The following is a 26,653-nucleotide window of genomic DNA, read 5'->3' on the forward strand; positions in this document are numbered from 1 at the left end:
TCTATTCCCGGTTTTCTTCTTTACGCGCTGACGGGCGCTTTCCTATCAGGATTTCCAGTGTCGGCTCCTTGGTGTCGCGCAAAACCGTGACCTTGGCTTTGTTGCCGGGCTTGAGTTGTGCCACCAGGTTCAACATCTGGGTGGTGTCACCGACGGGCTTGCCTTCGATAGCAATCAGGATGTCGCCAGGCTTCATACCTGCCTTGTCAGCCGGGCCTCCGCGTATCACGCCAGCGATAATGGTACCGGATTTTTGTTTCAGGCCAAAGCTGTCTGCCAGTTCCGGCGTGATGTCCTGAGGTTCCACACCTATCCAGCCGCGTACTACGTGGCCATTGGTGATGATGGATTCCATGACCTGCTTGACGGTGCTGGCGGGGATGGCAAACCCTATGCCTACCGAACCACCTGTCTGTGAATAAATCGCTGTATTAACGCCCAGCAGATTACCATTTACATCCACCAATGCACCGCCGGAGTTGCCGGGATTGACGGCTGCATCGGTCTGGATGAAGTTTTCAAAGGCATTGTCAGTGAGGTTATTGCGCCCCAGCGCAGAGATAATGCCCATGGTCACCGTCTGGCCGACGCCAAAAGGGTTGCCGATGGCGAGCACCACATCGCCTACACTGGCCGTGTCAGAACGGCCCAGGGTAATCGCTGGCAAATCCGGCAAATCGATCTTGATCACAGCGAGGTCAGTTTCCGGGTCAGTGCCGACTATCTTGGCACTGGCCTTGCGGCCATCTGCCAGGGCAACTTCGATATCGTCGGCAGCTTCTACCACATGGTTATTCGTCAGGATATAACCTTCAGGGCTGACAATGACGCCTGAGCCCAGGCTGGACAGGCGTTCGGCCTGCGGGTTTTGCTGGTCGCCAAAAAAACGTCTGAGGAAAGGATCATTCAACAGTGGGTTGCGTCGCTGGCGTACTTCTTTCGACGTGAAGATATTTACCACCGAGGGCATGGCCCGCTTGGCCGCGGCGCCATACGAGCTTTGCGCAGGTACACTATTGGCCGGCGCTTCCTTGACGATCGCTCCGGCGTTCAGGGTCTGGGTTTGCCTGCTGTTATAACCAGCTTTTACCCAGTCTGGTTTCAAGGTGGTTACAATAAACCAGAGCGCCAGACCGACAGTGACAGTTTGGGCAAACAATAACCAAAGACGACGCATAGTGAGAATTAGTATGAAATCAGTGAATCGGGACGAATTAGCGCAATTCCTGGCAAAAGAATTGCAAGTAAATTATTTTCGTGATTATTGCCCAAACGGCGTACAGGTGGAAGGGCGCAACACCATTAAACGTATCGTCAGCGGCGTGACTGCCAGTTTAGCATTATTGGAAAAAGCTGTGGAACTGCAGGCAGATGCCATTCTTGTGCACCATGGTTATTTCTGGCGGGGTGAAGATATGCGCGTTATAGGGCAAAAACAGCGCCGCCTGAAACTCTTGCTGGAAAATGATATTTCCCTGTTCGCTTATCACCTGCCACTGGATAATCATGCCGAACTGGGCAATAACATAGGCTTGGCACGGTGCCTTGGGCTGACAGCAGACGGGCGCTTTGGCGAAAATGATCTTGCCTGGCTGGGCACGGTAGATGACAAAGCCATTGCTACGCTGGCGGACCTGGCCTTGCATATAGAACTGAAGCTCGGGCGCAAGCCCTTGCTGATCGGTGATCCAGCGGCACCTGTGGGCAGGGTAGCTTGGTGCACCGGGGCCGCACAGAACATGCTGGACCAGGCAATTAACGCTGGGGCCTCGGTTTACCTGAGTGGAGAAATAGCTGAGCCCACAGTGCACCTGGCTCGCGAATCAGGCGTCGCCTACATTGCTTGCGGTCACCATGCGACTGAGCGCTTTGGGGTGCAGAACCTGGGCGCGTTTATTGCAGGCACTTTTGGGATACAGCACAGCTTTGTTGATATTGATAACCCGGTGTGAGTAGAGGTGATCTTACGCTCCCTCCCACGGAGGGGGAGGAGGCGTAAGGCTTTGTTTTTTGAATACTAGAATCTTTTTCCTCTTACTTCTTCAGAGCATCCCTGATCTCACGCAGCAACAATACATCTTCAGGCGTGACTTCTGGCGCAGGTTCTGGCGCTGGCTCTGCCTTTTTAAGCGCATTGACCAGTTTCACCATCTGGAAAATCACAAAAGCCAGGATAATGAAACCTACGCTGACAGTGACAAAATTACCGTAAGCGATAACGCCGCCTGCTTTTTTGGCTTCCGCCAGAACGAGGTGCGTGCCTTGCCCATTTAGCGGGATGTAGTAATTAGAAAAATCCAGCCCACCTACGATGCGGCCGATGACAGGCATAACGATATCGCCCACCAGTGAATCAACGATTTTACCAAAGGCAGCACCGATGATGACACCGACGGCCAGATCAACGACGTTGCCGCGGCTGATAAATGTCTTAAATTCATGCAACATACCCATAGAAATTCTCCGGTTGAAAGATGGTAATAAGATACTAAAAAGTAGCAAAGGACAGATTTTGGGGCAAAACAAGCAAAAAAATGCATGTCCAAAATATAAGTAACAAGATTCTAATGCGCAAAACAAAAGAAAAGCGCACAGTTTTTTGTCAATTTTCTTTTCTCTTGGTGCTGAAATACTTATTATTGCCTGTGATTTTGTGCTCAAAGTACAAAATCAGCCAGCCTGCACATGCCATTCGGGCTTGAATTGTTGAAAAATGCCAGCAAGTTGGCGTTTCGGATATCTTTTTCTTTAAAACCATATCCGGGTCATTTATAATTTAAGGTTGCTAGAAGCTGGGTTTTGCTTCATCAAGTTTTGATTATTGACAGATTGGGGTTGGTATGAGTATCGAAAAGCAGGTCGATTCCGGCCGTCGCGGTTTGCTCGTCGCCACTTGCGCGGCGGGCGGTGTGGCAGGCTTGGCAACGGCAGGTGCGCTGGTAAGCACTTTCCAGCCATCCGAGCGTGCCAAGGCTGCAGGTGCACCGGTGGAAGTGGACATCTCGTCCTTGAAACCAGGCGAAATGCAAACCACTGAATGGCGTGGTAAGCCAGTATGGATTCTGAAGCGCACACCAGAAATGATGGCGAGTCTGGCCAAGACTGAAGACAAGGTTGCCGATCCAAAATCGGAAAAGCCTTACACCATGGACATGCCAGAGTACTGCGATAAGCAAAGCCGCTCACGCAAAGAACATAGCGACATCCTGATTGCGGTGGGTATTTGCTCGCACCTGGGTTGCTCACCAAGCTCCAAATTTCAGGAAGGTGCTCAGCCATCTCTGCCAGATGACTGGAAAGGCGGCTTCCTGTGCCCATGCCACGGTTCGACCTTCGATCTGGCTGGCCGTGTATATAAAAACAAACCAGCTCCGCAAAACCTGGATGTGCCTCGTCACATGTTTTTATCAGATACTAAAATCATCATCGGTAAAGATGAGAAAGGCGAGGCCTGATCATGGCATTTGTTGAGAAAAAACTTCCCGCAGATGCTCCTGTCGTGGACAAGGCCTTGAACTGGGTTGATTCCCGTTTTCCGCTGACCAAGCTGTGGAATGATCAATGGGGCAAGTATTACGCGCCAAAGAACTTCAATTTCTGGTACATCTTTGGCTCCCTCGCCATGCTGGTGCTAGTGATACAGATCGTTACCGGTATTTTCCTGGTCATGCATTACAAACCAGATGCGAATCTGGCGTTTGCTTCTGTTGAATACATCATGCGCGATGTGCCATGGGGCTGGCTGGTGCGTTACATGCACTCGACAGGCGCTTCAGCATTCTTCATCGTCGTGTATTTGCACATGACCCGCGCCTTCCTGTACGGCTCTTACCGCAAGCCACGCGAGCTGATCTGGTTGTTTGGTTTTGCGATTTTCCTGTGCCTGATGGCCGAAGCTTTCTTCGGTTACCTGCTGCCATGGGGCCAGATGTCTTATTGGGGTGCTCAGGTTATTGTTAACCTGTTTGGTGCGATTCCTTTCATCGGCCCTGATCTGTCCTTGTGGATCCGTGGTGACTATGTGGTGTCTGATGCGACTCTGAACCGCTTTTTCTCTTTCCATGTCATCGCCATTCCTCTGGTCTTGCTGGGTCTGGTAGCCGCTCACTTGATCGCCTTGCATGAAGTCGGTTCCAATAATCCTGATGGTATTGAAATCAAGGACAACATTGGTCCTGATGGTCACCCTGTTGATGGTGTGCCTTCTCATCCTTATTACACTTTCCACGATATCTTTGGTGTGACTGTGTTCCTGACTATTTTCAGTGCAGTTGTGTTCTTTGCGCCGGAAATGGGTGGTTACTTCCTTGAGTACAATAACTTTATCCCGGCTGATTCACTGAAAACGCCGTCACACATCGCGCCAACCTGGTATTTCACACCTTTCTACTCGATCTTGCGTGCGACTACTTCCGAGTTCCTGTTCGTGGTGCAGGCTGGTGCTGCTGCTTACGTTGCCCTGATCTGGCTGACCACCAAGTTGCCACAATTGCTGAAGATAGCCATTGCAGCAATTGCACTGGTCGCGATTGCCGGCATGATGCCTGGTGCTCTCGATGCAAAATTCTGGGGTGTGGTATTGTTCGGCGGTTCAGTCGTAATCCTGGCATTCCTGCCTTGGCTCGATGTTTCCCCGGTTAAATCAATACGTTATCGTCCAGACTGGCACAAATATGTGTACATCGTCTTCGGTATTGTTTTCGTTACCTTGGGTTACCTCGGTGTGGAGCCACCTTCACCAGTTCGTGAACGTATCTCCCAAGTTTGCGCGATCATTTACTTCGGCTTCTTCATGCTGATGCCATGGTGGAGTGCAATGGGCACATTCAAGCCCGTGCCAAAGCGCGTTACATTTGCAGCGCACTGAGAAAAAGCGAGGAAGAATAAGCATGAAATTACTTAAAAAACTGATCGCTGTGCTGGCATTTGCTCCTGCAATGGTACTGGCAAATAGTGGGTCCTTCCCACTGGACCACGCACCGGATCGCTCTACTGACCTGCCAGCATTGCAAAACGGTGCCAAGCTGTTCGTCAACTACTGCCTGAATTGCCATTCTGCTTCAGCCATGCGTTACAACCGTTTGAAAGATATCGGTTTGACAGATGAGCAGATCAAGCAAAACTTGCTGTTCACTGGCGAAAAAGTCGGCGACCTGATGAAAACCACCATGTCAGCCAAGGATGCCAAGGAATGGTTTGGCGCAGTGCCACCTGATTTGTCCGTGATTGCCCGTGCCAAAGCTTCTGGTGATGGCACTGGCGCTGACTGGATATATACTTATCTGCGTAGTTACTACCGTGATCAAACAAGACCGAATGGCTGGAATAATGCGGTGTTTGAAAACGTTGGCATGCCTCATGTATTATGGGAATTACAGGGCATGAAGCGTGGCGCAGTTAGTGTCGAAGTCAAAGAAACAAAAGCAGCTGGAGATGGTAAAGCCAAGGGCTTTTCTGAAACCACTATCACATTTGACGAGCAAGGCAATCGCACTGAGCACACTGAAGCACTCGAAGGCGAGCATCACCATGTCGGTAAAGAACCTATTAAATTGGGCCTTGCCAGTGGTGGAACGATGAGCCGCCTTGAATATGACAATGCGGTTGGCGATGTGGTTGCTTACTTGCAGTGGATGGGTGAGCCAGCACAAAACACACGCAGACGCCTGGGCGTTTGGGTCTTGCTGTTCCTAGCAACGCTGGCAACGCTGGCATGGCGCTTGAATGCATCGTACTGGAAAGAAGTAAAATAAATGTAAGGTTCCTGGCTTGTGCTGCTAACGGCATGAGCCCGGAATTTTTTGAGATCGTCCGTTTTTCTCCGTCGTAAGCGGACGTGTAATCCCTGGGGTGAGGTGCGCAAAACTGGCTCCTCGCCCTGATCGTTTCTAAGGAACTATAAAAATGATGGTTCTCTATTCGGGTACAACCTGCCCATTTTCTCAACGTTGCCGCCTGGTTCTGTTCGAAAAAGGCATGGATTTTGAAATCCGCGATGTTGATCTGTTTAACAAGCCTGAAGATATCTCGACCATGAATCCTTATGGTCAGGTGCCTATCCTGGTTGAACGTGAATTGATATTGTATGAATCCAATATCATCAACGAATACATCGATGAGCGCTTCCCGCATCCGCAATTGATGCCGGCAGACCCGCTGCAACGCGCCCGCGCCCGTTTGATGTTGTTCAATTTTGAAAAAGAATTGTTCATCCACGTCCACACTCTGGAAAACGACAAGAACACCGCGTCGGCCAAAGTGCAGGACAAAGCACGCGCAGAAATTCGCGACCGCCTGACCCAGCTTGCCCCTTTGTTCGTCAAGAACAAATACATGCTCGGCGATGAGTTCTCCATGCTTGACGTGGCGGTTGCCCCGTTGCTATGGCGTCTTGATCACTACGGTATAGAATTGTCGAAGACAGCAGCACCTTTGATGAAATATGCAGAACGTATTTTCTCCCGTCCTGCCTATATCGAAGCACTGACACCATCTGAAAAAGTCATGCGCAGATAAGCAAGGCGATTTCAGGATAAGATAACAAGGCTGATGCATATCAGCCTTGTTGTTTTTGGGCACTACGCCTATGCTTGAGTAAGTCTTACAGTATTCATAAGTACATCCCAAAGTACATTTTCATCTATCGCATTTATCGTATACACATGCAAGAAATATCCACCAAACCTTATTTTATGCGTGCCATCTATGAATGGTGCACCGACAATGGCTTTACCCCCTACATGGCGGTCAAGGTCAATCATGCTGCGCGTGTCCCCATGGAATTCGTCAGGAACGGTGAAATTGTACTCAATATCAGTTTTGGCGCGACCAGTGGCCTGAAGATGGATAACGATGCAGTTGCCTTCAAGGCCCGCTTTGGCGGCGTGTCCCGCGAAATCTATGTGCCGGTAGAAAATGTGCTGGCAGTGTATGCCAGCGAAAACGGCCAGGGCATGGCATTTGAAGTTGATCTCAGCGAAACGTCAGAAGAAGGCGAAGAAACTGCCGCAGAAATGGAAGAAATCAGCAAGCCCGTGCTGGGTCTGGCATCGGTAAAAAGCGCCCCTGCGCCAGTAGAAAACCAGCTTTCTGAAGAAGAACCAAAAAAATCAGAAAAAAAATCAGAAAAGCCCTCGCTAAAAATAATAAAGTAGCCTATAATCTTGGTCTTCGGGAATGCAACGGCAACGTAGCAAAAACGAAAAAAGTTTCGCCGACTTAGCTCATTTGGTAGAGCAGTTGACTTGTAATCATCAGGTGGCCAGTTCGATTCCGGCAGTCGGCACCAAATTAAAACCCCATCGTTAGTAATAACGGTGGGGTTTTTCTTTATACCTCCTTCCTGCTTTTCTGCAGATATCCTTTTTCCAGACCCTCAATCACTTTCTTCTGCTCGTGTGAAGCGGCACTGTCATTTATCCGGATAGATTTTTTAAAAATCTGGCAAGACCAGATTACTCAGGTCATGCTGTTGATGGATAATTGTGCCTTATGCTGATGGCTGCTAAGTCCGGGATGTATCATCCCTGCATGGCGATTTGCCTGGTGGCATCGATAAGTTATCCGTGCAATAGCAAGGGAATAATGAGTGTGTGGGTTAGCCATTATCAGTGCATAGCTGAACGATGTGACGCTTTCCCGGCCACCGTTTGCTGGCCGGGCAGAAAATAAACAGAATTATTGAAAGAACTTGCATGAAACAATCACATTACATCTGCCGTCTTTTAAGAAATTGCCTCGCTATCATCCTGTTCCTGTCAGCACCATGCTCTTATGCAGATAATCAGCCTGTTCCAACAGAATTGCTGCGCAAGTTTATCAATATTTACGGCTTCATACATGCAGACTATGTGAATGAAGTTGATGACAAGAAATTGTTCGAGGCTTGCTATGGCAGTATGTTGAAAAACCTTGATGGTCGCTCGGCTTATATTGATGCTGAGTTATTCAACGAGCTCCAAACGAGGGAGCATAGCGTCGATGCTTCGATAGGTATCAATATCCATTCCAGGGCAGGTCTGCCATACATCATTGGCATCTTTGACGATTCGCCAGCGAGCCGGGCTGGCCTTAAAATCAAGGACTATATCCTCGCGATAGACGATGAAAGTACAGAAGAAATGGATTTATCCCAGGTTGGAAAAAAACTGCGCGGCCCAAATGGCAGTACGATACGTCTGAAAGTCAGACACTATGGGGAAATCGAAGAGCGCTCACTGGGCTTGATACGCGAAAAGGCAGATACGCGTGGCGCCAAGTCAGCCCTGCTGGCAAAGGACATTGCCTATATTCGCATCAACGAATTTTCCAGCAAGATTGTCGTGGATACAGTCTCTGCCTTTAAGGACCTGAGTGTCAGGAACAATAGTGCGCTCAAAGGACTGATACTGGATTTGCGCGATTCGCCTGGTGGCATTTTGTCCGCATCGGCAGAAATTGCGGCCTTGTTCTTGCAGAATGAAAAACTCGTCTATTCTTCAAAGGGGCGCATGCCGGAAGCTAATACAGAAGTCTATGCAAAACGCGGTGATTTCAAGGGCGACTATCAGGGCAGCTACAACGGTGAATGGCCGCGGGCACTGGCGACGATCCCGGTTGTAGTAATGGTGAATGAAGGAACGGCATCCGGTGCAGAGATCGTTGCAGCTGCCTTGAAAGAATATCGTCGCGGCCTGCTGATAGGGCGAAAGACCTTAGGTCTGGGTTCCATACAGACAATACGCAGAGTCAGTCCCGATACAGCGGCCAAGTTGACGACAGCATATTTCACGACGCCTGAAGGTAACAGGATACAGGGAAATGGCGTCATGCCAGACCGGCTCATCGCTGGGGAAAATAATGACGCGTGGATAAGTGCAGCCATGGATGCCTTAAAAACAGGCAAGTGATCACTGCGATTGCGGACAAGCTGCCCAGGCGCTATGTGTCAGACTGTTTGCAACATGCATAGACATTGAAAGGCTGAAGTAGAGGCTTGCCAGCAGGCAGCTAAAATTTTCCTGAAAAATCATTAATTTTCTGATATTCTCAATCAATAGATTGTTGAAATGCTATTTGTCCCCATCTGCATCAAGCCAGAACGATTGGGAAAATCTGTATTTCGGATTGCAAGCATAGTTAGATGTACCGGCAGTGAAACTTGCTGATGAATTTGTATTCATCCACACAGGCAACTGATGGGAGTCGGAAAATGATGCGTCTCAAATCGGTAGGTTTAATTGGTCTGTGCTTAATGCTGATAGGTGCGGTAACCATGGGGGCCTGGCTTAGCCAGAATACTTATCTGGTCAAGGTGTTTTACAGCAGCACGGTCATGGTTTTTTCTACGGCCTTTTGTTTTTTCCTGGCTGGGCTGGCTTTTTTGTTGCCAGTTTATTTCCCCAGGCCGGCACCTCTGGTCCGAAATCTTGTCGGTGCCGTGATTGCCCTCATCGCCGTGCTGATGCTGATAGAAAATCTTTTCACTGTCAGCCTCGGTATAGACCTGGCCTACATTCATCAGTGGTATGGCGACGCCAATCCCTATCCTGGCCGCATGGCACCCAATACCTCGGTAGCCTTTTTATTCGGTGGAGCCGCTCTGCTGCGCAGCGGGAACAGTTTTTTGATGAAACCGCGCACCGCTGCAGGCGTGATGCTGACCATCAGTGTGCTGGGCATGGTTGGTTATATGCTGTTGCTGGATCTCGCCTATAGCTGGTATGGTTTCCCCCGCATGGCCTTTATGACGGGCTTTTCCATGAGCCTGTTCGCCGGTGCGCTGATGTTGGAGCGTACTGAGCAAGACGTGCTAGCCAAAAGTGAATCGAATCTCTATGTTTTCCTGGGCGTGGCTGTGACGGTGCTCGCTACCACCATGATCGTTTCTTATGGCAGCCTGCGTGCGCTGGATGCGCGCAATACCTGGGTAGAACATACTTATGAAGTCAAGATTTTGTCGGATGAGGTGGCTACTTACCTGACGCTGGCAGCAACCGCAAATGAGCGGCAAGAATTAAATAATATGGGCAGCAATATACAATTCAGGCTCAATGAGTTGAAGAAACTGTCCAAGGATAACCCGGCACAGTATGCCAGATTGCAGGAGCTGGAAGCTAGGCTGGCGCCAACCATAGACGCTGCGAGCAAGATTTTGGCAACTGGCGCCAATGCCGCCCTGGCAAAAGGCCGCACACCACTGGAATTCCAGTCCTTGATACAGTTGATGCAGCAATTCAGGAGTGCTGAAAATCAATTGCTGCTACAAAGAAAACAGGAATCAGAGCAAAGTACCTCCAGTACTGTCGTTATCATCATCTTGGGGAATATGACAGGCTTTGCGATGTTGCTGTATGCATTCTGGTTATTGAAAAAACTCAATGTGCACAGGTCTGAGCTGGAGCTGGCTCTGCATCAGTCAAACCTGGACCTGGAAATGAAAGTGGAAGAAAGAACACATGAGCTGGCCAGGCTCAATCAGGATTTGAGTGGGTTCAATGCCACCCTGGAGCAACGTGTCGCTGAGCGGACTACCGATCTCGAAAGCTTCAGCTATTCTGTTTCTCACGATTTGCGCGCCCCCTTGCGGGCGATAGATGGCTTTGGCCGCATGCTGGAAGAAGATTACGCTGCTCAGCTCGATAGCAGTGCACTGCGCTACCTGTCTGTCATACGCAAGAACAGCCAGCGCATGGGCATGCTGATTGATGATCTGCTGGCATTTTCACGTCTCGGACGGCAAGACGTACACAAGTTTGACCTGGACATGACCGCGCTGGTCAGGGAAGCCATCCACGAGTCTTTGCAGCAGACAGAAAACGCGCCGGAAATAATACTCGACAAACTGCCTGCTGCCCTGGCTGACCGCGCCTTGTTGAAGCAAGCCTGGCTCAACCTGTTGTCTAACGCCATCAAATACAGCAGCAAGGCTGAGAAACCGGCAGTGCAAATCAGCGGCGTGATTGAGGGTGACGAGATAGTGTATGCCGTCAAGGACAATGGTGTGGGCTTTAACATGGAATACTATGACAAACTGTTTGGTGTGTTCCAGCGCCTGCATCACAGTAGCGAATTCAGTGGTACGGGTGTCGGACTGGCGATAGTCCAAAGAGTCCTGAAGCGGCATGGTGGTCGCATCTGGGCTGAGTCGAGCTTGAACCAGGGTGCCACTTTCTTTTTTTCATTACCAATAGGAGCACAGAATGGATGATATCGATGCTGCAGAAATTTTATTGGTAGAAGATAGTGAAGACGACGCAGAAATGACCATGCGGGCGCTCAAAAAGCACAATTTTGGCAATAAGCTGACCTGGGTGAAAGATGGTGCCGAGGCATTGGAATTTCTCTTCTGTACAGGCGCTTATGCCAGGCGCAAGACTGGCAATCCCAAGCTGGTTTTGCTGGATGTCAAAATGCCCAAGATGGATGGAATAGAGGTATTGAAATACCTGAAGGCAGATGACAAGACCAAGTCGATCCCGGTGGTGATACTGACCTCGTCAGCAGAATGCAGTGATGTGACCGAGAGTTATAAGCTCGGCGTTAATAGTTACCTCGTCAAGCCTGTCGATTTTGATGCCTTCATAAATGTCGTGGCCCAGGTCGGCCTGTACTGGACCGTCACCAACAAGGCACCATTCTGAGTGAGGGCTGGGAGTTGCGGCCTGGGTATTCACTGGCGATTGGCAAATGTGACGAATGCCTTATCTGCTCGTCCTTTCTGTCCACGCAGGCCTTATTTTTCCGCCGTTGTCAGCCCTATGCGTATCGCATAGCGTACCAGGCCGGGCACGTCATGGATATCCAGGCGGTCCATCAACTGCGCCCTGTGGGTTTCGACCGTCTTGCCGCTTAGGCTGAGGCGATAGGCAATTTCCTTGGTGTTGTCACCTTCGGCAATCAGTTGCAGTATCTGCCTTTGTCTTGGCGTCAAAACTTCTATGTTGCTTCCCTTTTCTGCTACGCGGCGCATGTATTGCTCCAGAGCCTCGGGTGACAGGAAAGAGTCGAGATAGCGTTGCCCCTGCGTGATCTGGCGTATGGCTTTTTCCAGCTCATGGCTTGCTGAGTCTTTCAGCAGATAACCACTGGCACCGGCATTCAGTGCCTGCATCACATATTCTTCGCTGCTGTACATCGACAGCATGAGCAGTCTGACCTCAGGGCAGCGGGCGCGGAAATGGCGTACTGCCTCTATGCCATTCATGCCCTTCATGGCGATGTCGAGGATAGCCAGATCCGGCTTATGGGTTTCTGCTTCCATCAGGGCTGTGGCGCCATCTGCCGCCTCAGCCACGACCTGTATGCCCGGCATGGTCCTGAGCAGTGAATGTATGCCACTGCGTACCAGCGCATGATCGTCCGCCAGCAAAACACGTATGTTCATCATGTGAGTCCCCTGATGTGAGGTGTGAAGGGGAGCAATACATCGATGGTCACCCCTGCACCGGGGGATGAAATGAAGTCCATCGTGCCGCCCACCAGCAATGCGCGTTCTTCCATGTTCAGCAAACCAAAGCTATTGCCCAGTACGGCATTCTCGCGGGCCTGATCGACATCAAAGCCCTTGCCATCATCGCGTATGCGCAAAATCAGATTGCTTTCATTCTTGTCCAGCCTGACCCAGATATTACTTGCCTGCGCATGCCGTAAGATATTGGTGATGGCCTCCTGCACAATTCGGAAGCAGGTATTTTCTATATCAGGATGCAGCTTGCTGATCTGGCCTTCGTATTCAAACCAGCCGCGCAGGCCATCACTGGAAGTCTTGCTTTCCACATACCAGCGCAATGCTGATACCAGGCCCAGGTTGTCCAGCTGGGGTGGGCGCAGCTCCAGCGACAGGGTGCGTACCTGCGACAAGATGCTGGCGACCAGTTCCACACCCTCCTGCAGCCGGGCATGCCGGACTTCGTCATCGGCTTTTTGCGCGGCCTGCAGCATGATCTTCAGGGCAGTCAGTGATTGCCCTACATCGTCATGCAGGCCACGCGCCAGGTGCTGCCGCTCTCTTTCCTGGACTTCGATGATGCTGCCGGACAGCAGTTGCAAGCGTTGATTGGCAGCTTTCAGGTGTTCCTGGTTGTGTACTTCGGCGGTCACGTCCATTGCCAGTCCTGCCACCATAGGCAGGCCTTCTTCCATGCCCAGCGGGAAGCGGGTGATATTCAGTATCCGGGCAGTCAGGCCTTCATCAGCGATGGTTTCCTGCGTGCTGACGCTGGCACTGCTGGCCAGTACCTGCTCATCATGATGGCGTGAGGTCTGTGCCGCGCCTATCGACATCAGGTCAAAATCGTCGCAGCCTATCATCTCAGCGGGTGCCATGCCGAAAAATCTGGCCTGGGCGGCGTTGACATACACATAACGCAAATCCTTGTCCTTGATCCAGGCAGGCATGGGGGCATTATTCATGAAGGCATGAAAGCGCACCTGCATTTCGCGCAAAGCAGTTTCACTGGCCATTTTCTTGCGCCTCAAGGCAGAGTCACGCAATTCCCTTTCTATTGCCAGTGGCAGGCGCGTGATATTTTGCTTGAGGAAAAAATCATCAGCGCCCGCCCGCATCACTTCGAGAGCCGTGTTCTCACCTATGGTGCCCGATGTGATGAAGAAGGGAATATGTAGCTTCAGGCTCTTGAGCAGCTCCAATGCTTTCAGACCGCTGAAAGAGGGCATGGAATAGTCGCAGATGACGATGTCCCACTTGGCCTGCTTCAAGGCGTCTTGCATGGCCCTGGCATTGTCTACCCGCAGCCAGTCGGGTGCGAACCCGCCGCGTTTGAGTTCGCGAACGATCAGCTCTGCATCTTCGCTGACATCTTCTACCAGTAAAACACGTAGAGGTATGCTCATGAGGTGCTTGCCTTCCAGCATAGTTTGAGAAGGAAAAATATTGTTTAATAAAGCGATTTTGCATGCAGATAACGGATAATGGCGCTATCCGCGCATGTCTTGGAGAATTTGCTTTGTGCCAATGCAAACAAGACAATGCGTTGCTTAAAAAGCTTTATTGTTAATTAGATATTAGCAATAATTATAGAATTATTTGTAATTTTTTGTCAAAATAGATCCTTATTTGACGGTGAATGCAAAATTTACCGGCAATCGGTATGTTTTTACCTGTTCATTTCAAGGATCTGGCGTTTTCAACTTCATACCAGGATATGTGTATTTTTTTCAACAAATATAAAATATTGCTAAATTCAATAATTAAATTGGCAATATCTGCCAGCATGCTTGCTATACTTGCACCAGCGCTGGCAGAAAATCGTACTGCCAGCCTGGCAGTATCTGCAGTGGTTGTGCCAACTTGCACTGTGAATGGTTCGGCAACTTCTTCCGCGAGACGTGAAGTCGTGCCTGTAGAGCAGGCAGGTAATATCGGCGTCAATTGTTCGCAAGGCACAGCCTATGTGCTGAGCCTGGGAAATGGAACCGATGCCACGCAAATGTCGGGCACCGTGAGTACGGCACTGGACTATGCCTTTTCCCAGAGCCGTGCGCATGGCAAGCAGTCGCTACCCGCCGTTGACAACCATGCCATAAGCTCTACCGGTGATGGCAATCTGCAAAATCTGCCTGTATATGGTCGTATCCCGGCTGGTCAGGTAGCTGCACCTCTTCATCAAAATGAGGTAGTGAGCATTACCCTGACCTATTGATGTAAAACCTCGCTATGGAGGAGACGTCATGTTTCCTTATGCATGTGTTTTAATTTTAGGCCTAGGGTTTTTTGCAGGCAGTTTGTCTGCCCAGGCTTCCAACTTTGAGATAGCTCCCGTTGTGCTCGACCTGAGCATGAACCGCAGCGCCGGGGTGATACGCATCGTCAACAAGGACGATCATCCTGTCTCTCTCCAGGTGCGTGCTTATGAATGGACGCAACTGGACAATGATGACCAGCTCAACAGTAGCGAAGCTCTGCTCATCAGCCCCCCCATGTTTGTGATAGAGCCAGGTGCCGCGCAAGTCATACGTGTGATATCGCGCAAGCCACTGGCCAGCAATGTGGAGCTCGCCTATCGTTTGCTGATAGATGAAATTCCTGACGCTGAGCAATCTGCAGTGAAATTCAAATTCCGCATTTCCATGCCGGTGTTCATACAGCCGGAAAAAATGCAGCCCCCCCAAATTAGCTGGCGCGTCGAAGCTGGTGGCAAGCAAGCCATCGTGGTAGAAAATCTCGGCGGGCAACGCGCCAAATTGCTCAACATCAGCCTGGGTTTGCCAGATGGAAAGCGGCTATCTCCCAAAGCTGCGGCTAATCCCTATGCATTGGCTGGAGCCAGGCGGCGCTACGAATTTGAAACCAGTGCCGAGCTCAAGGCAGGGCAGCCAGTGAAAATTTATGCGACATCCGATACCGGACCAGTCGAAATGGAAACTACTGTCTTGCCATGAGATTATTGGCCGGGAGTGCCATGCTGTTCTGTCTGACTGCCGCACTGCATGCGGCTCCAGCAGATGAGATATTGTTACTGGAGGTCAGCGTGAATGGGCGTCAAACGCAAAGCGTCATGCAATTTACAAGGCGCGCTGGCAAACTGTTTGCCAGCGTGGAGGAATTGCAGGCTGCCGGAATACGCTTGAACGCTGCGCCAAAACAACTGATAGACCTGTCCAGTTTTGCAGCAGATGTGCAACTGGACATGGGAGCCCAGACGATCAACATCAAGGTCCGGCCAGACCTGTTGAGCACCACGCAATTGCAGGCTGCGGTAGCAGATGCTGATGCCCTGGCACTGGCAGAAAAACACCCTGGTGCCTTGCTAAATTATGATGTGCTGGCAACCCAGACTGGCAGTAACAGAGGTCTCAGTGCTCTCACAGAAGCACGCAGCTTTTATGGCCCACACCTACTCAGCAGCACTGGTCTGGTCTATGCGCATGAGGGCAACGCAAGTTCCCGGCGGCTTGACACCACCTACACTTATTCCAGCCCAGGCAGCTTGCAACGTTTCCGGGCCGGTGACTTCATCAGCAATGGCCTGGCCTGGTCCAGACCGGTACGGATAGGCGGGCTGCAACTTTCTACCGACTTCAGCTTGCGGCCAGACCTGGTGACGTTCCCCACGCCTGATTTGCGTGGGGAAGCCGTGGTCGCATCGAATGTCGATCTTTTCCTCAATGGCATACGGCAGTTATCCGAGACCGTACCACCGGGGCCGTTTGAAATACGGCGCCCACCCATTGCCACCGGTGCTAGCACCATGTCACTGGCAGTGACAGATGCGCTGGGCCGCCAGACCTTCAGGAATATCTCTTTCTATGCCAGCGAAAAACTGTTGCGCGATGGCTTGCTGTCGTATTCTGTTGAAGCAGGCTCTTTGCGCAAGAACTATGGCGTCCAAAGCAGTGATTATGGCAGCCTGGTAGCGTCAGGTTCAGTACGTTATGGCTGGTCACCCACGCTGACACTGGAAGGGCATGCAGAGGCAACTGCTGGCCTGCGGCAGGCAGGAGTGGGCCTGGCATCTACGGTGCGCGACTGGGGCGTGCTCAGCGCTGCCGCCAGTGGCAGCAGCAATGCTGGCAAGCAGGGCATGCAATATCTACTCGGTTTTGAAAGGCGTGCTGAGGCTGCCAGTTTTTCTGTATCGAAGATGCAGGCCGACCGTTTTTATCGCGACATTGGGGCCATCTATGGTTCCCCCGTGCCACGCTCCTTGCTGACGGCCAGTGTGGGTTTGTATTCGCAGCAATATGGCTCGCTGAACCTGGCTTATACGTCAGCGAAAACCACATTGCCCGGTACAGAAAGCATGCCCGAGATCAGGCAGCTTGATGCCGACATATTGTCCTTCTCGTATTTCAAATCGGTCTTCAGCCGTGCCAATTTTTTCCTGACTGGTTTCAAGAACCGCACCGACCAGAGTTATGGGTTGACGGTAGGCCTGCTGATGGCCCTGGGTACCAAAGACACTATCAGCACCGGCTACACCACTGGCGGAGGTTTGCGTAATTTTTTTGTGCAGGCTTCCCGTCCGGCGATACAGGTGGGTGACATAGGCTGGCAACTGCAAGACAATGAAGGTGACTATACCCAGCGACTGGCAGAGTTCAGTTACAGGGCAAATGCCGCGCGCGCCAGCTTTGCGGTATCGCAATCCGGCAATCTGTTGAGCGAGCGTGCCAACCTGCGTGGCTCACTGGTATGGGCAGACAATTCATTGTTTTTGTCTAACTGGATTGATGACAGCTTTGCCGTGGTGAATGCCAGCGGCATCAGCAATGTCGGCGTGTTTGCAGAAAACCGCATGGTAGGCCGCACAGATGCGCGCGGCAAATTGCTGATACCTGATCTGCGTTCTTACGAAGCCAATAAAATATCTCTTGATCTGCGCGATTTGCCGATGGACGTGCAAATCGGCGTCTCCGAATATACCGTCAAGCCACAAGACCGCAACGGCGTTATCGTCCATTTCAAACTCGCCAGAACGCTGGGCGTGCGCATCATTCTGCGAGACAGCGAAGGCAACTTTCTCCCTGTAGGCAGCTCTGTACAAGTTAAAAAAGGGGGCAACAAGGCGATCGTCGGCTATGACGGCGAAACCTATTTTCCTGAATTGCAAGTTGAAGATACATTGGAAATCATCACCGCCAGCGGGTCGACATGCCGCCTTGGTGCGGACAGCGTCCCCAAAAAAGAAACCATACCTGTCGTGGGCCCACTTACCTGTAAATGATCATGCGCTATTTTTGCAAAATACTTTTTATGCTGCTGCTGAGCATCAGTCACCAGGCGCAAGCACAGACTTGTACGGTGTCCACGCTGCCAGTGACTTTCAGCACCTATGACCCATTGTCGAACACGCCTTCTGACATCACCGGGACGCTGACGGTGACCTGTAATGCCCTGGTGTCATTACTGGTCAGTTATAACGTCAAGCTCAATGGAGGCCTGACAGGCAGTGTCGCATCGCGGATCATGACCAGTGGCATTTCACAGATGACGTATCAGCTTTACAGTGATTCAGGGCGCACCACTATCATGGGGGATGGTACTGCAGGTTCGACCATCATCAATGATGGTTACCTGCTGAGTGTGGTGGCGCCCGTGATACGTAATTATTCTATTTATGGGCGTATCGCTGCCAAACAGAACGTCAAGGCTGGGGCATATCTGGATACGGTCACGATTTTGCTGACATATTGACCAAGGAATGAGTGGAATATGAATGAGGTGTGAATCGAGCTGTGGATGAAAGTGGTGTTGAAAAGGACAATTAATTGTATTCCCTCCATCAGGAAAACCCTGAGCCATAATAGGGGAAACTCAGGCTTATCCTGATACCGTAAAGAGCTGGCCGGATATAAAGTTGCATCAAAGCACCGTTATTCAGAAATATGAAAACCGCGCTTTCAACAGTGTCCGATAATCCAGCCTGAGGAAATCATCATGTCCGCCGCAACCCGCAATCGCCTTATCCGTCCCATTCACCTGTTCTTGCCCGCAGTCTGTCTGTGCATTTCTGCCAGCAGCTTTGCAACTACCTCGAACAGCAACTTGTCAGTGTCATCCACCGTTTTGTCGGCCTGTTCTGTGACGGGATCGTCGCTGGCCTTTGGCAGCTATACCAATACCCAGATTGACAACAGTGCTGCCGTCAGCATTACTTGCACCAATGGCACGGCTTACAACGTTGGCCTGGATGCCGGTGGCGGCTCAGGTGCAAGCACTGCAGTCCGCAAGATGACCGGCTCTGTCAGTGGCACCCTGAGTTATTCTCTTTATAAGGACTCTGGCCGGAGTACCGTATGGGGCAATACTGTAGGCTCCGATACGGCGATTGGTACAGGTACAGGCTCTGCGCAATCCATTTCAGTCTATGGGCGGGTACCAGGCGGGCAGAATGCCGATGTTGGCATATATAGCGATACTGTTACCGTCACACTGACTTACTGATTGATTTACTACTGCACTGGGGCGATTAGCTTTCCAGGTGTGCGCAGGCAATCAAGTCTGTCAATATGTTGAGGTTGTTGATGTTCGGTGATGACTGACCTTGTTTGTTTTTGTTCGATTGCTGTTTGACAGCAGGTCAATTTTCCGGGGCGGGCTGACCAGGGCGAGGGTCAGCCACATCCATGTCCGATTAAATTTGTCGACACTACCTTGGTATTGATATACGACCAGGCAATACCCAAACTGCTACTGCCGCAGGGTAGTCAGCATTTCTATTCACTTGTTTTGTTGTTTTATTTTTTGTCGATTTTTACCCATATCAGGAAAACCCTGAGTTGTATAAGCCAAAACTCAGGTTTACCCCGATATCACAGCAGGCTAGCCTGGCATAAAGTTCTATCACAGGGCAGTTATTCAGAAATACGAAAAACCTGACTTCCAACTGAACCTGAACCAGATCATTTAGCCTAAGGAAAATATCATGTCCAACGCAAACCGCAACCGCCTGATCACAACATTATTCTCTACAATCTGCCTGTGCGCCTCTGCCAGCAGCTTTGCTGCCACCTCCACTGGTAGCTTGGCAGTGTCTGCTACCGTTCTGTCGGCATGTTCCGTCACAGGTGGCTCCCTGGCTTTTGGTACCTACGCCAGCAGCCAGATTGACAACAGTGCCGCCGTTAGCGTCACTTGCACTAATGGCACATCTTATAACGTTGGCCTGGATGTTGGTGGTGGTTCAGGCGCAACTACCGCCGTCCGCAAGATGACAGGCTCGGTCAGCGGCACGTTGAATTATTCTCTCTACAAGGATTCTGGCCGTAGCACTGTCTGGGGTAACACTGTGGGTACTGATACCTCCATAGGCACAGGTACAGGTTCTGCCCAATCCATCTCCGTCTATGGCCGTGTACCTGCCGGACAAAGTGTCACCGCAGGCGTGTATAGCGATACCGTGACTGTTACCCTGACTTATTGATCGCTGATTCATCACGACCTTAAACCAGAGAATGATGGGCTAGACACTAATTTTTCAGTTTGATGATGTTTTCCAAAGGCAGATTTTTCAGGACAGACTGACCCGGGGCGCCGGGTCAGTCAAACGCTTGCCGGGATACGCTGTTTTAGCATTAATCCTGTACTACTCCTGCTTTTCACCGTAATTCCCCCTTTCCCCGCGCTTTTCCCCCATTTTGATCCCCAATACTTGAACTGCTCCCTTGCATAGCGGTCATAATCCCTTTACGTAAAAAACTGATCACGCATGCCTGTTCAAAAACCTGGCCAGCATGATTCAAATGAAAAAAGTAGGAGTCTTATGAAACTTAGCAAGGCGTCGCAGTTGTTGTTCCTGTTCCCGCTACTGGTAGTCACTGCTGCCCAGGCACAAGAGGGCATGCTCAGCCTGGAAATGCTGTATCACCCGACAAAAAAAGAAAAATTCGATACCACGCCACTAACTCCCCTGACCTGGGATGCACAGAACCGTCTGATAGAAACCCAAAGCAAGGATGGCGTAGTCCAGCAATTTGTGGTGAATCCTGCTACCTGGGATAAACAGGTGTTAAGCCTGGATGGCAATATCCTGGCGATGATGACAGCCGCAGGCATACCTGAAAAAGAAGCCAGGGCCCAGATTGACAAGCTGACACCGCACATCAAGCCTGATCTGAAGTCGTATTTATTCACTTATAAAAATGATTTGTGGCTACTTGACCTGCAACAGGGCAAGGTAAAAGAGCTTACCCATACCCCAGACCAGGCTGAAGATGAGGCCATTCTGTCGCCTGACCTGCAATCGGTTGCCTATCTGAAGGGTAATGATATTTACCTGACCGATATCGCCACTGCTACAGAAAAACGCCTGACCACCGGTGGCAATGAAACCACCTTCAATGGCCGCCTGGACTGGGTCTATATGGAAGAAATTTATGGCCGTGGCAAATTGCGTGCATTCTGGTGGGCACCTGATTCCAAAAAAATTGCTTACCTGAGTTTTGACGAGAGCAAGGTGCCGGTATATACCTTGAGCGGTGATCATGTGCAGCCTATCAAGAGCGAGCACACACGTTATCCCAAGGCGGGTGACCCCAATCCTGAAGTCAAACTAGGTGTTGTTGATATGAGTGGCCAAACCAGTTGGACTGAAAACCCTTATGCGGGCAAGGAAACTCTGATAGTCCAGGTAGGCTGGACGCCGGATGGCAAGTTGCTGGCATCCTGGCAAGACCGTGTGCAGACCTGGCTGGATTTGCGCCTGTATGATGCACAATACCGCAGCAGGCAATTATTGCGCGAGAGCAGCCCGGCCTGGGTGGAGCGCTTGCCTTTGCCACAATTCTTGAAAGATGGCAGCTTTGTCTGGGAATCTGATCGTACCGGCCACCATCACCTGTATCGCTATGACCAGCATTATCAGCTCAAAGGTGCAATCACCAAAGGCGACTGGGATATCCGCAGTGTCTATGGTGTCGATGAAGCCAAAGGCAAAGTCTTTTTTGCAGCCAATGAACGTAATCCCATAGGCAATGATGTGTATGCTGTCAGCCTGGATGGCAGCAAGCTGCATAGGCTGACGACAGAATCCGGCACCCATAATGCTCGCTGGAATAGAGCATATACCCATTTCATCGATAGCTGGAGCAGTCTCAAGCAGCCACCAAGGCAGGCACTATTCAATGCAGACGGGGCATCGTTAAAGCTGGTCGATGATGTTGGTGTGCCCGAGAAAATGCAGGGTTTGAAACTGGCCAAAGTCACGCAACAACAAGTCAAATCGCGTGATGGCTTCCTGATGGAAAGCCTGTTGTTCCTGCCGCCGGATTTTGATCCTAAAAAGAAATATCCGGTTTATCAGCACCTGTATTCCGGCCCTATGGCATCGCAAGTAGTTGATCGCTGGAATAATAATCTCTTGTACCACTTCCTGGCGCAGCAAGGTTATATCGTCTGGATAATGGATAACCGCAGTGCCAGCAACAAGGGCCTGGTCAGTGCCTGGCCTATCCACAAAAAACTCGGTCAACTGGAATTACAGGACCAGCTTGATGGGCTTGACTGGTTGCGCAAGCAGGGCTGGGCAGATATGGACAGGATAGCCCTGAATGGCTGGAGTTATGGCGGCTATATGACTTCGTATGCGATGACGCATAGCAAAGCCTGGAAGATAGGTTTCGTCGGCGCGCCAGTCACGGATTACCGTCTGTACGACAGCGTGTATACCGAGCGCTACATGGGTCTGCCTAAAGACAATGCCGAAGGTTATGACAAGGGCAGCGTGCTGAAAGCTGTCAAGGATTTGAGTGGCAAAATCATGATCATGCATGGCACCATGGATGACAATGTCCATCCGCAAAATACCATTATGTTCATTGATGAACTCATCAAGAATGGCAAGGACTATAGCCTGCAATTGTATCCGGGGGCAGGCCATGGCCCGCGCGGTGACTGGGTGGTCTGGTCGCAGCAAAAGGCCAAGTGGGAATTCTTGAGAAACAATCTCTGATTTTTAATGGCGAAAAAAAAGGTGCAGTTAAATCTGCACCTTTTTTTATTGCATCAGGGCTGACAAGGCAGAACGGCGTGCATGCAAAAAAGCAGTCAATAAAGCAGGGTAGTCTTCACTGACAGCAGCCTGCACCGAAGCCCGCACCTGCAAGGCTTGCCGCCATGCTGTTAGTTTGGGAAGGTCAGTAAAAAATCCAAAATCTACTATCTGCTCAAACACATCAAAATAGCGGAACACTGGTGCAAATGCCGCATCTACCAGACTGAAATTTTCGCCTGAAAAATAAAGTCCATCGCCTAGCTGCTTTTCCAGTTGTGCAAACTTCGTTTTTAGTTCTATGGCTTTGGCATTCAGGATCTGCGCATCTGCGGCATTGTAAAAACCGCCTATGCTATTCAAGCTTGCCGAGGCAAATTCTATCCAGGCACGATGCTGTGCTCTTGCCAGTGCAGCTTCTGGATGCATGCGGTGTGGCGTAGTTTCATCCAGGTATTCGCAAATCACTGCCGATTCAAAGATGGGCTGTCCATCCACCAGCAAGACGGGTGTTTTGCCTAATGGCGACACTTGCAGGAACCAGTCAGGCTTGTTCGCCAGGTCTATGTCTATGCGTTCAAACTCCAGACCTTTCTCGGCGAGGGTAATTGCCGCGCGTTGCACATAAGGGCAGAGCTTGTGGCTGATCAGGGTATATTGATTGCTCATGATTTCCCCCTTATGCCAGTGAAAAGCGTGAGCTGCGGCGCAGGGCAAAGGCACCATCACCGAGTAACCAGAGCGCGATTGAAGTCACAATCAGAAACACTGGATATTCCCAGCCACCGTGAGGGCTGGTATGCACCCAGCCATTGCCAAAATGCACAGTCGCAGCAACCGCCATGATGGGTACCAGCGCCAGCGCAACCTGGCGGCTGTAGATGCCGAGCACCAGAGCCAGGCCGCCGAGTAATTCCAGCGCAAACACGGGGTAAGCGAGAAAGCCCGGATACCCTATGCTGGTAAAAAACTGCGCCGTACCGGGCAGGGTAAACACCAACAGTTTCAGCAGGGCATGGGCTATCCACATGATGCCCAGGCTGATGCGTAACAGGGTGATGCCGTAGGCATTGCTGCCTTGGTCTGTAGAGGTAATTGAATGCGTCATTTTGTTCTCCAAAAAAGTGGTTTATGGAGCTACTATATGATTTCTAATTTGCAATGAAAATAGGCGATGGAGCAAACTATGAATGCAAAAACGCAATATAGATTAAATTACAGATTAACTGCGGCTGACCTTGAAGTGGTGCTGGCGCTGGTACGCACCGGCAAGCTGGCTGAGGCAGGAGAACGTCTGGCACTAGATGCTTCCACCGTATTTCGCAGCATACAAAAACTGGAAAAAGGCTTGGGGCAACGCCTGTTTGAACGCTCGCGGACAGGTTATCAAGCCAATGAGTTGGCGCAGGAACTGGCTATGCATGCAGAGCAAATGGAAGCGCAACTGGAGGCTGCCCGTTCAGCCATGCAAATGCAGCCAGACCAGGTAGCAGGGGCCGTGCGCATCACAACCACAGACACCATATTGCATGGCTTGCTGGCACCTGTTCTGAAGCCCTTGCAACTACTGCATCCCTTATTGAGCCTGGACCTGCATGCGGGCAATGAACTGGCCAGCCTGACCAGGCGCGATGCCGACATTGCGATACGGGCCAGCAAGCGGCCACCCCAGCATTTGATAGGCAAGCACCTGGGGCCGATACGGGTGGCTTTATATGCAGGCAAGAGCAGCAAGATCAGGCACTTTGATGCTGACATTGCCCAGCGTCATCACTGGATAGCCCCTGACGATGCCTTGCCAGAACATCCGTCTGTCGTGTGGCGCAGGAAGCATTTCCCAAAGCTGCAGGCGACCTACAAGGTCAATAGTATACTCACAGTAGCAGAACTGGTAGGGCAGGGTTTGGGGCTGGGTATCTTGCCGCTATTCCTCGCTCAGGGGCGCAAAGATGTGGTGCAACTGAGTGATGTGCTGGACGAATGCCAGACCGAGTTATGGCTTCTGACGCATACAGAGGCCAGGCATTTGCGTAGGGTGTCGGCAGTCTATTCTTATCTGTCGCAAGAGATGGTATTGAATTGAAAAAGCCGCTGTGAATTCTATCATTCACAGCGGCTTTCTGTTGGTAAGACAGTATCAGGAAGGGATATTGAAGTCGGACAGTTTCTTGCTGAATTTGAACAGCCAGATGCGGTTAGGGCGTTCAGTATCTGCACCACGCGCTACGCGCATAGTATTGCCTGCAGTACAGCCCAGGGCACCAGTGGTCGTCGTCATGGCACCATTGGCATCAACCGTGCACTTGGTAACGTCAGCACCAACCACGATGGCGCCGCTAGGATCGACGATGACAGTCTTCATGCCAAAGTCATCATCATTCGTCAGTGCCAGGGTGTTTTCATCGACCAGGGCCAGACCTTCGGCTTTTTCTGCCAGCCAGCCAGCACTGTTCAAATCAAACAATTGTGTTTTCTTGAGCAAGACCACATCGGCATAATTCACACCATTGACTGCTGCACCTGTCATGCTGCTTTTTTCCAGGTCCGTGCCCATGTTGGCGATATCCGTCGCATTACTCGGCACCTGAACCAGCATCAGTTTGTTAAAGGCCTTGCCATTCGGGTCCGTGCCTTGTTCTATGACGATGAATTTGCCATTGCCCAGCGATACCATATCACCCAGTTTGGCATTGCCGGTTTTGCCTGACGTGTATTGCGTGCTGTCGATAGGGTAGGCATACAGTTTGGTTTTTTCTGTGACTGGGTCAAACTCTACCCAGCGGTTGAATTTGGCATAATCCTTGATGCTTTCACTGGTCGCTGCTGTCGCGCCTGGTGTGATGTAATTGGCCTTGCCATCGTCCAGCGGGCTTTGGATGAAACCATTCAATTTGCCGGTGGTTACTTCCAGCGACAGACCTTCCATACCGCGATTGGCACGGCGCTTCAACAAGACGGCAGGCAGATCGGCAGCACCAGTGCCTGGCTGGTATTTTTTCAGGATGATGCCGGTGGCAACATCAATCTTCAAAATGAAAGGACCGTATTCATCAGATACCCAAACTACACCGCGTGCTGCATCATAGACGATGGATTCAGTATCGAGGCCATAGTCGCTGAACGTGGTCTTGCTACTGGCATCAAATTTGGCGGCATCATTCAAAGGTACTTCGGCCGAAGAGCCCAACTTGCCCGGAGCGATAGACAGGCCGGATGCATTGATGGTACTGCTGAACTTGATCGGCGTGCTGGATTTCAGCACAGCGCCATCCTTGCCTATGCTGATCAGGCCAAAGGATGGCGTGAAGCTGGGGGACGGGAAGAATTTGGCGTCACTCGTGCCAGTAGCGCCAGGTGTTACTACTGAGTTAGGTACTTTGGGGCCATCGCCGTTAGGACCACGGTCGGTAATGCCATAAAATTCCAGTGAGCCATCAGCGGACTTGCCCTTGAAGGTCAGACCAGAACCATAGGATGGCAAAAAGCCCTTGGGGAAATCTGCCTTGACTGCGGCATTCGTGCCTTCATACGGTACAAAGAAATTATCCGCAGCCTGCACCTGATACCGTGTGATGCTGGCGCTGACCGTGCCCAGGGCATTGGTCTGGCTGACAGTATCGACGACAGGTGTACCGAGTTTGGATGCCATGGTATCTTCAAAATGTTCTCGTACCAGGGTGCGGCGGTCTGCATCCACGGTGAGTTTCTGGTAATTCGCTGGCAGCTTGGCCAAAGTTGCAGTCAGTGCCGTGTTGAAGTTGGCAGCAGTGGCATTGAAGTCCAGCGTCTGACCAGCGAGCGCAGTCTTTACTGTAGCAGGTATTTTGATACCTGTAGCAACATCATTGTCTTCATCCAGCAATTGCAGGAACAGTAGGCGGTTGACGACGCTGTCATCCTTGATGTTGCTGGAATTAGCCAGTGTCAATGGCGTGATTGTCGTTGCGCAAGAGGCCGAGCCCAGACCTATGCTGCCAACGGAAAACGCAACTGTGTCACCAGCATTGCAGCTAAAGCCGCCAGTGGCAGATGTGTTTTGCTTGGTGCCGCCAGCAACAGAATATTCAAGGCCATCAACTGCGGCATCCAGGAATATGCCATTGACCGGTGTAGGTGTGGCAGGGGTGGTGACGACAGAATTATTGCTGCTACCACCGCAGGCGCTCAGTAGCATGGCGGCAACCAGGCTACTGAGTATCAGGTTCTTGTTACTTTGCATCATT

Annotated in this window: 24 protein-coding genes and 1 tRNA gene; 18 read left to right on the forward strand and 7 right to left on the reverse strand. The window is 50.9% G+C overall.

From position 1 onward, the window contains the following. Nucleotide 1: 1 nt before the first annotated feature. Complete coding sequence (locus ACO0LG_RS15605; RefSeq protein WP_423027884.1) at nucleotides 2-1,177, reverse strand: Do family serine endopeptidase; 1,176 nt, start codon at nucleotides 1,175-1,177, stop codon at nucleotides 2-4. 13 nt (nucleotides 1,178-1,190) lie between these two features. Here ACO0LG_RS15605 and ACO0LG_RS15610 point away from each other — a divergent pair, with 13 nt between their 5' ends. Further along, a complete protein-coding gene (locus tag ACO0LG_RS15610; protein WP_423027886.1) occupies nucleotides 1,191-1,952 on the forward strand; it encodes a Nif3-like dinuclear metal center hexameric protein in 762 nt (253 codons plus the stop codon). An 82-nt stretch (nucleotides 1,953-2,034) separates the two neighbouring features. Here ACO0LG_RS15610 and mscL read toward each other — a convergent pair whose 3' ends face one another. Beyond that, nucleotides 2,035-2,454: a large conductance mechanosensitive channel protein MscL gene (gene mscL, locus ACO0LG_RS15615; protein WP_423027888.1), complete on the reverse strand. Its 420-nt coding sequence runs from the start codon at nucleotides 2,452-2,454 to the stop codon at nucleotides 2,035-2,037. Nucleotides 2,455-2,840: 386 nt separating this feature from the next. Here mscL and petA point away from each other — a divergent pair, with 386 nt between their 5' ends. The 9 genes from petA to ACO0LG_RS15660 all read left to right on the forward strand — a co-directional run bounded on the left by petA (nucleotide 2,841) and on the right by ACO0LG_RS15660 (nucleotide 11,621). Then, the gene (petA, locus tag ACO0LG_RS15620; protein ID WP_422950328.1) at nucleotides 2,841-3,455 is read left to right on the forward strand and encodes a ubiquinol-cytochrome c reductase iron-sulfur subunit; all 615 of its coding nucleotides are present in this window, start codon (nucleotides 2,841-2,843) and stop codon (nucleotides 3,453-3,455) included. Further along, nucleotides 3,455-4,867, forward strand: coding sequence for a cytochrome b (locus ACO0LG_RS15625; RefSeq protein WP_423028013.1), 1,413 nt, complete (start codon nucleotides 3,455-3,457; stop codon nucleotides 4,865-4,867). The genes petA and ACO0LG_RS15625 overlap by 1 nt, the downstream gene beginning before the upstream one ends. Before the next feature lie 22 nt (nucleotides 4,868-4,889). Further along, nucleotides 4,890-5,753 carry a cytochrome c1 gene (locus ACO0LG_RS15630; protein WP_423027891.1) on the forward strand — a complete coding sequence of 288 codons (864 nt, stop codon included), beginning with the start codon at nucleotides 4,890-4,892 and terminating at the stop codon, nucleotides 5,751-5,753. A gap of 151 nt (nucleotides 5,754-5,904) precedes the next feature. Next, nucleotides 5,905-6,516, forward strand: coding sequence for a glutathione S-transferase N-terminal domain-containing protein (locus tag ACO0LG_RS15635; RefSeq protein ID WP_110256517.1), 612 nt, complete (start codon nucleotides 5,905-5,907; stop codon nucleotides 6,514-6,516). 146 nt (nucleotides 6,517-6,662) lie between these two features. Then, nucleotides 6,663-7,154 (forward strand): ClpXP protease specificity-enhancing factor, encoded by a 492-nt coding sequence (locus ACO0LG_RS15640; RefSeq protein ID WP_423027893.1) that lies wholly within the window; start codon nucleotides 6,663-6,665, stop codon nucleotides 7,152-7,154. A gap of 58 nt (nucleotides 7,155-7,212) precedes the next feature. Next, a tRNA-Thr gene (locus ACO0LG_RS15645) sits at nucleotides 7,213-7,288 on the forward strand. A gap of 406 nt (nucleotides 7,289-7,694) precedes the next feature. Then, nucleotides 7,695-8,888 carry a S41 family peptidase gene (locus ACO0LG_RS15650; protein WP_423027895.1) on the forward strand — a complete coding sequence of 398 codons (1,194 nt, stop codon included), beginning with the start codon at nucleotides 7,695-7,697 and terminating at the stop codon, nucleotides 8,886-8,888. Nucleotides 8,889-9,190: 302 nt separating this feature from the next. Continuing rightward, on the forward strand, nucleotides 9,191-11,188 hold the full coding sequence (locus tag ACO0LG_RS15655; RefSeq protein ID WP_423027897.1) for a sensor histidine kinase: 1,998 nt from the start codon (nucleotides 9,191-9,193) through the stop codon (nucleotides 11,186-11,188). Further along, nucleotides 11,181-11,621, forward strand: a complete 441-nt coding sequence (locus ACO0LG_RS15660; RefSeq protein ID WP_423027899.1) for a response regulator — start codon at nucleotides 11,181-11,183, stop codon at nucleotides 11,619-11,621. The genes ACO0LG_RS15655 and ACO0LG_RS15660 overlap by 8 nt, the downstream gene beginning before the upstream one ends. Nucleotides 11,622-11,713: 92 nt before the next feature. On the opposite strand, the gene ACO0LG_RS15665 is transcribed toward ACO0LG_RS15660, so the two are convergent. Together ACO0LG_RS15665 and ACO0LG_RS15670 are read right to left on the reverse strand one after the other, a co-directional pair. Further along, nucleotides 11,714-12,364: a response regulator gene (locus ACO0LG_RS15665; protein ID WP_423028015.1), complete on the reverse strand. Its 651-nt coding sequence runs from the start codon at nucleotides 12,362-12,364 to the stop codon at nucleotides 11,714-11,716. Further along, nucleotides 12,364-13,833 carry a response regulator gene (locus ACO0LG_RS15670; protein WP_423027901.1) on the reverse strand — a complete coding sequence of 490 codons (1,470 nt, stop codon included), beginning with the start codon at nucleotides 13,831-13,833 and terminating at the stop codon, nucleotides 12,364-12,366. Before ACO0LG_RS15670 ends, ACO0LG_RS15665 begins: the two co-directional genes overlap by 1 nt. Before the next feature lie 380 nt (nucleotides 13,834-14,213). Here ACO0LG_RS15670 and ACO0LG_RS15675 point away from each other — a divergent pair, with 380 nt between their 5' ends. From ACO0LG_RS15675 to ACO0LG_RS15705, 7 genes are all read left to right on the forward strand, one after another. After that, a complete protein-coding gene (locus ACO0LG_RS15675) occupies nucleotides 14,214-14,642 on the forward strand; it encodes a Csu type fimbrial protein (RefSeq protein WP_423027903.1) in 429 nt (142 codons plus the stop codon). 28 nt (nucleotides 14,643-14,670) lie between these two features. After that, the gene (locus ACO0LG_RS15680) at nucleotides 14,671-15,381 is read left to right on the forward strand and encodes a fimbrial biogenesis chaperone (protein ID WP_423027905.1); all 711 of its coding nucleotides are present in this window, start codon (nucleotides 14,671-14,673) and stop codon (nucleotides 15,379-15,381) included. Next, on the forward strand, nucleotides 15,378-17,666 hold the full coding sequence (locus tag ACO0LG_RS15685) for a fimbria/pilus outer membrane usher protein (RefSeq protein ID WP_423027907.1): 2,289 nt from the start codon (nucleotides 15,378-15,380) through the stop codon (nucleotides 17,664-17,666). The genes ACO0LG_RS15680 and ACO0LG_RS15685 overlap by 4 nt, the downstream gene beginning before the upstream one ends. Before the next feature lie 29 nt (nucleotides 17,667-17,695). Beyond that, on the forward strand, nucleotides 17,696-18,136 hold the full coding sequence (locus ACO0LG_RS15690; protein ID WP_423027909.1) for a Csu type fimbrial protein: 441 nt from the start codon (nucleotides 17,696-17,698) through the stop codon (nucleotides 18,134-18,136). Nucleotides 18,137-18,379: 243 nt separating this feature from the next. Next, on the forward strand, nucleotides 18,380-18,886 hold the full coding sequence (locus tag ACO0LG_RS15695) for a Csu type fimbrial protein (protein WP_423027911.1): 507 nt from the start codon (nucleotides 18,380-18,382) through the stop codon (nucleotides 18,884-18,886). 481 nt (nucleotides 18,887-19,367) lie between these two features. Beyond that, the gene (locus tag ACO0LG_RS15700) at nucleotides 19,368-19,865 is read left to right on the forward strand and encodes a Csu type fimbrial protein (RefSeq protein WP_423027913.1); all 498 of its coding nucleotides are present in this window, start codon (nucleotides 19,368-19,370) and stop codon (nucleotides 19,863-19,865) included. A gap of 339 nt (nucleotides 19,866-20,204) precedes the next feature. Further along, nucleotides 20,205-22,391, forward strand: coding sequence for a S9 family peptidase (locus ACO0LG_RS15705; RefSeq protein WP_423027915.1), 2,187 nt, complete (start codon nucleotides 20,205-20,207; stop codon nucleotides 22,389-22,391). A 45-nt stretch (nucleotides 22,392-22,436) separates the two neighbouring features. On the opposite strand, the gene ACO0LG_RS15710 is transcribed toward ACO0LG_RS15705, so the two are convergent. Next, complete coding sequence (locus ACO0LG_RS15710; protein WP_423027917.1) at nucleotides 22,437-23,099, reverse strand: glutathione S-transferase family protein; 663 nt, start codon at nucleotides 23,097-23,099, stop codon at nucleotides 22,437-22,439. 10 nt (nucleotides 23,100-23,109) lie between these two features. Further along, nucleotides 23,110-23,538 carry a DoxX family protein gene (locus tag ACO0LG_RS15715; protein WP_423027919.1) on the reverse strand — a complete coding sequence of 143 codons (429 nt, stop codon included), beginning with the start codon at nucleotides 23,536-23,538 and terminating at the stop codon, nucleotides 23,110-23,112. Nucleotides 23,539-23,616: 78 nt separating this feature from the next. On the opposite strand from ACO0LG_RS15715, the gene ACO0LG_RS15720 reads away from it, so the two are divergent. Further along, complete coding sequence (locus ACO0LG_RS15720; protein WP_423027921.1) at nucleotides 23,617-24,513, forward strand: LysR family transcriptional regulator; 897 nt, start codon at nucleotides 23,617-23,619, stop codon at nucleotides 24,511-24,513. Between the two features lie 54 nt (nucleotides 24,514-24,567). On the opposite strand, the gene ACO0LG_RS15725 is transcribed toward ACO0LG_RS15720, so the two are convergent. Continuing rightward, nucleotides 24,568-26,652, reverse strand: a complete 2,085-nt coding sequence (locus ACO0LG_RS15725; RefSeq protein WP_423027923.1) for an esterase-like activity of phytase family protein — start codon at nucleotides 26,650-26,652, stop codon at nucleotides 24,568-24,570. Between the last annotated feature and the right edge of the window lies 1 nt (nucleotide 26,653).

This window comes from Undibacterium sp. Ji42W (assembly GCF_049340405.1).
Lineage (GTDB): Bacteria > Pseudomonadota > Gammaproteobacteria > Burkholderiales > Burkholderiaceae_D > Undibacterium.

Excerpts from the sequence above, each read along its gene's own strand:
- ACO0LG_RS15605 (WP_423027884.1), bottom strand. The coding sequence starts at position 1,177 with ATGCGTCGTCTTTGGTTATTGTTTGCCCAAACTGTCACTGTCGGTCTG.
- ACO0LG_RS15610 (WP_423027886.1), top strand. The coding sequence starts at position 1,191 with ATGAAATCAGTGAATCGGGACGAATTAGCGCAATTCCTGGCAAAAGAA.
- mscL (WP_423027888.1), bottom strand. The coding sequence starts at position 2,454 with ATGGGTATGTTGCATGAATTTAAGACATTTATCAGCCGCGGCAACGTC.
- petA (WP_422950328.1), top strand. The coding sequence starts at position 2,841 with ATGAGTATCGAAAAGCAGGTCGATTCCGGCCGTCGCGGTTTGCTCGTC.
- ACO0LG_RS15630 (WP_423027891.1), top strand. The coding sequence starts at position 4,890 with ATGAAATTACTTAAAAAACTGATCGCTGTGCTGGCATTTGCTCCTGCA.
- ACO0LG_RS15635 (WP_110256517.1), top strand. The coding sequence starts at position 5,905 with ATGATGGTTCTCTATTCGGGTACAACCTGCCCATTTTCTCAACGTTGC.
- ACO0LG_RS15640 (WP_423027893.1), top strand. The coding sequence starts at position 6,663 with ATGCAAGAAATATCCACCAAACCTTATTTTATGCGTGCCATCTATGAA.
- ACO0LG_RS15650 (WP_423027895.1), top strand. The coding sequence starts at position 7,695 with ATGAAACAATCACATTACATCTGCCGTCTTTTAAGAAATTGCCTCGCT.
- ACO0LG_RS15655 (WP_423027897.1), top strand. The coding sequence starts at position 9,191 with ATGATGCGTCTCAAATCGGTAGGTTTAATTGGTCTGTGCTTAATGCTG.
- ACO0LG_RS15660 (WP_423027899.1), top strand. The coding sequence starts at position 11,181 with ATGGATGATATCGATGCTGCAGAAATTTTATTGGTAGAAGATAGTGAA.
- ACO0LG_RS15665 (WP_423028015.1), bottom strand. The coding sequence starts at position 12,364 with ATGAACATACGTGTTTTGCTGGCGGACGATCATGCGCTGGTACGCAGT.
- ACO0LG_RS15670 (WP_423027901.1), bottom strand. The coding sequence starts at position 13,833 with ATGAGCATACCTCTACGTGTTTTACTGGTAGAAGATGTCAGCGAAGAT.
- ACO0LG_RS15675 (WP_423027903.1), top strand. The coding sequence starts at position 14,214 with ATGCTTGCTATACTTGCACCAGCGCTGGCAGAAAATCGTACTGCCAGC.
- ACO0LG_RS15680 (WP_423027905.1), top strand. The coding sequence starts at position 14,671 with ATGTTTCCTTATGCATGTGTTTTAATTTTAGGCCTAGGGTTTTTTGCA.
- ACO0LG_RS15685 (WP_423027907.1), top strand. The coding sequence starts at position 15,378 with ATGAGATTATTGGCCGGGAGTGCCATGCTGTTCTGTCTGACTGCCGCA.
- ACO0LG_RS15690 (WP_423027909.1), top strand. The coding sequence starts at position 17,696 with ATGCTGCTGCTGAGCATCAGTCACCAGGCGCAAGCACAGACTTGTACG.
- ACO0LG_RS15695 (WP_423027911.1), top strand. The coding sequence starts at position 18,380 with ATGTCCGCCGCAACCCGCAATCGCCTTATCCGTCCCATTCACCTGTTC.
- ACO0LG_RS15700 (WP_423027913.1), top strand. The coding sequence starts at position 19,368 with ATGTCCAACGCAAACCGCAACCGCCTGATCACAACATTATTCTCTACA.
- ACO0LG_RS15705 (WP_423027915.1), top strand. The coding sequence starts at position 20,205 with ATGAAACTTAGCAAGGCGTCGCAGTTGTTGTTCCTGTTCCCGCTACTG.
- ACO0LG_RS15710 (WP_423027917.1), bottom strand. The coding sequence starts at position 23,099 with ATGAGCAATCAATATACCCTGATCAGCCACAAGCTCTGCCCTTATGTG.
- ACO0LG_RS15715 (WP_423027919.1), bottom strand. The coding sequence starts at position 23,538 with ATGACGCATTCAATTACCTCTACAGACCAAGGCAGCAATGCCTACGGC.
- ACO0LG_RS15720 (WP_423027921.1), top strand. The coding sequence starts at position 23,617 with ATGAATGCAAAAACGCAATATAGATTAAATTACAGATTAACTGCGGCT.
- ACO0LG_RS15725 (WP_423027923.1), bottom strand. The coding sequence starts at position 26,652 with ATGATGCAAAGTAACAAGAACCTGATACTCAGTAGCCTGGTTGCCGCC.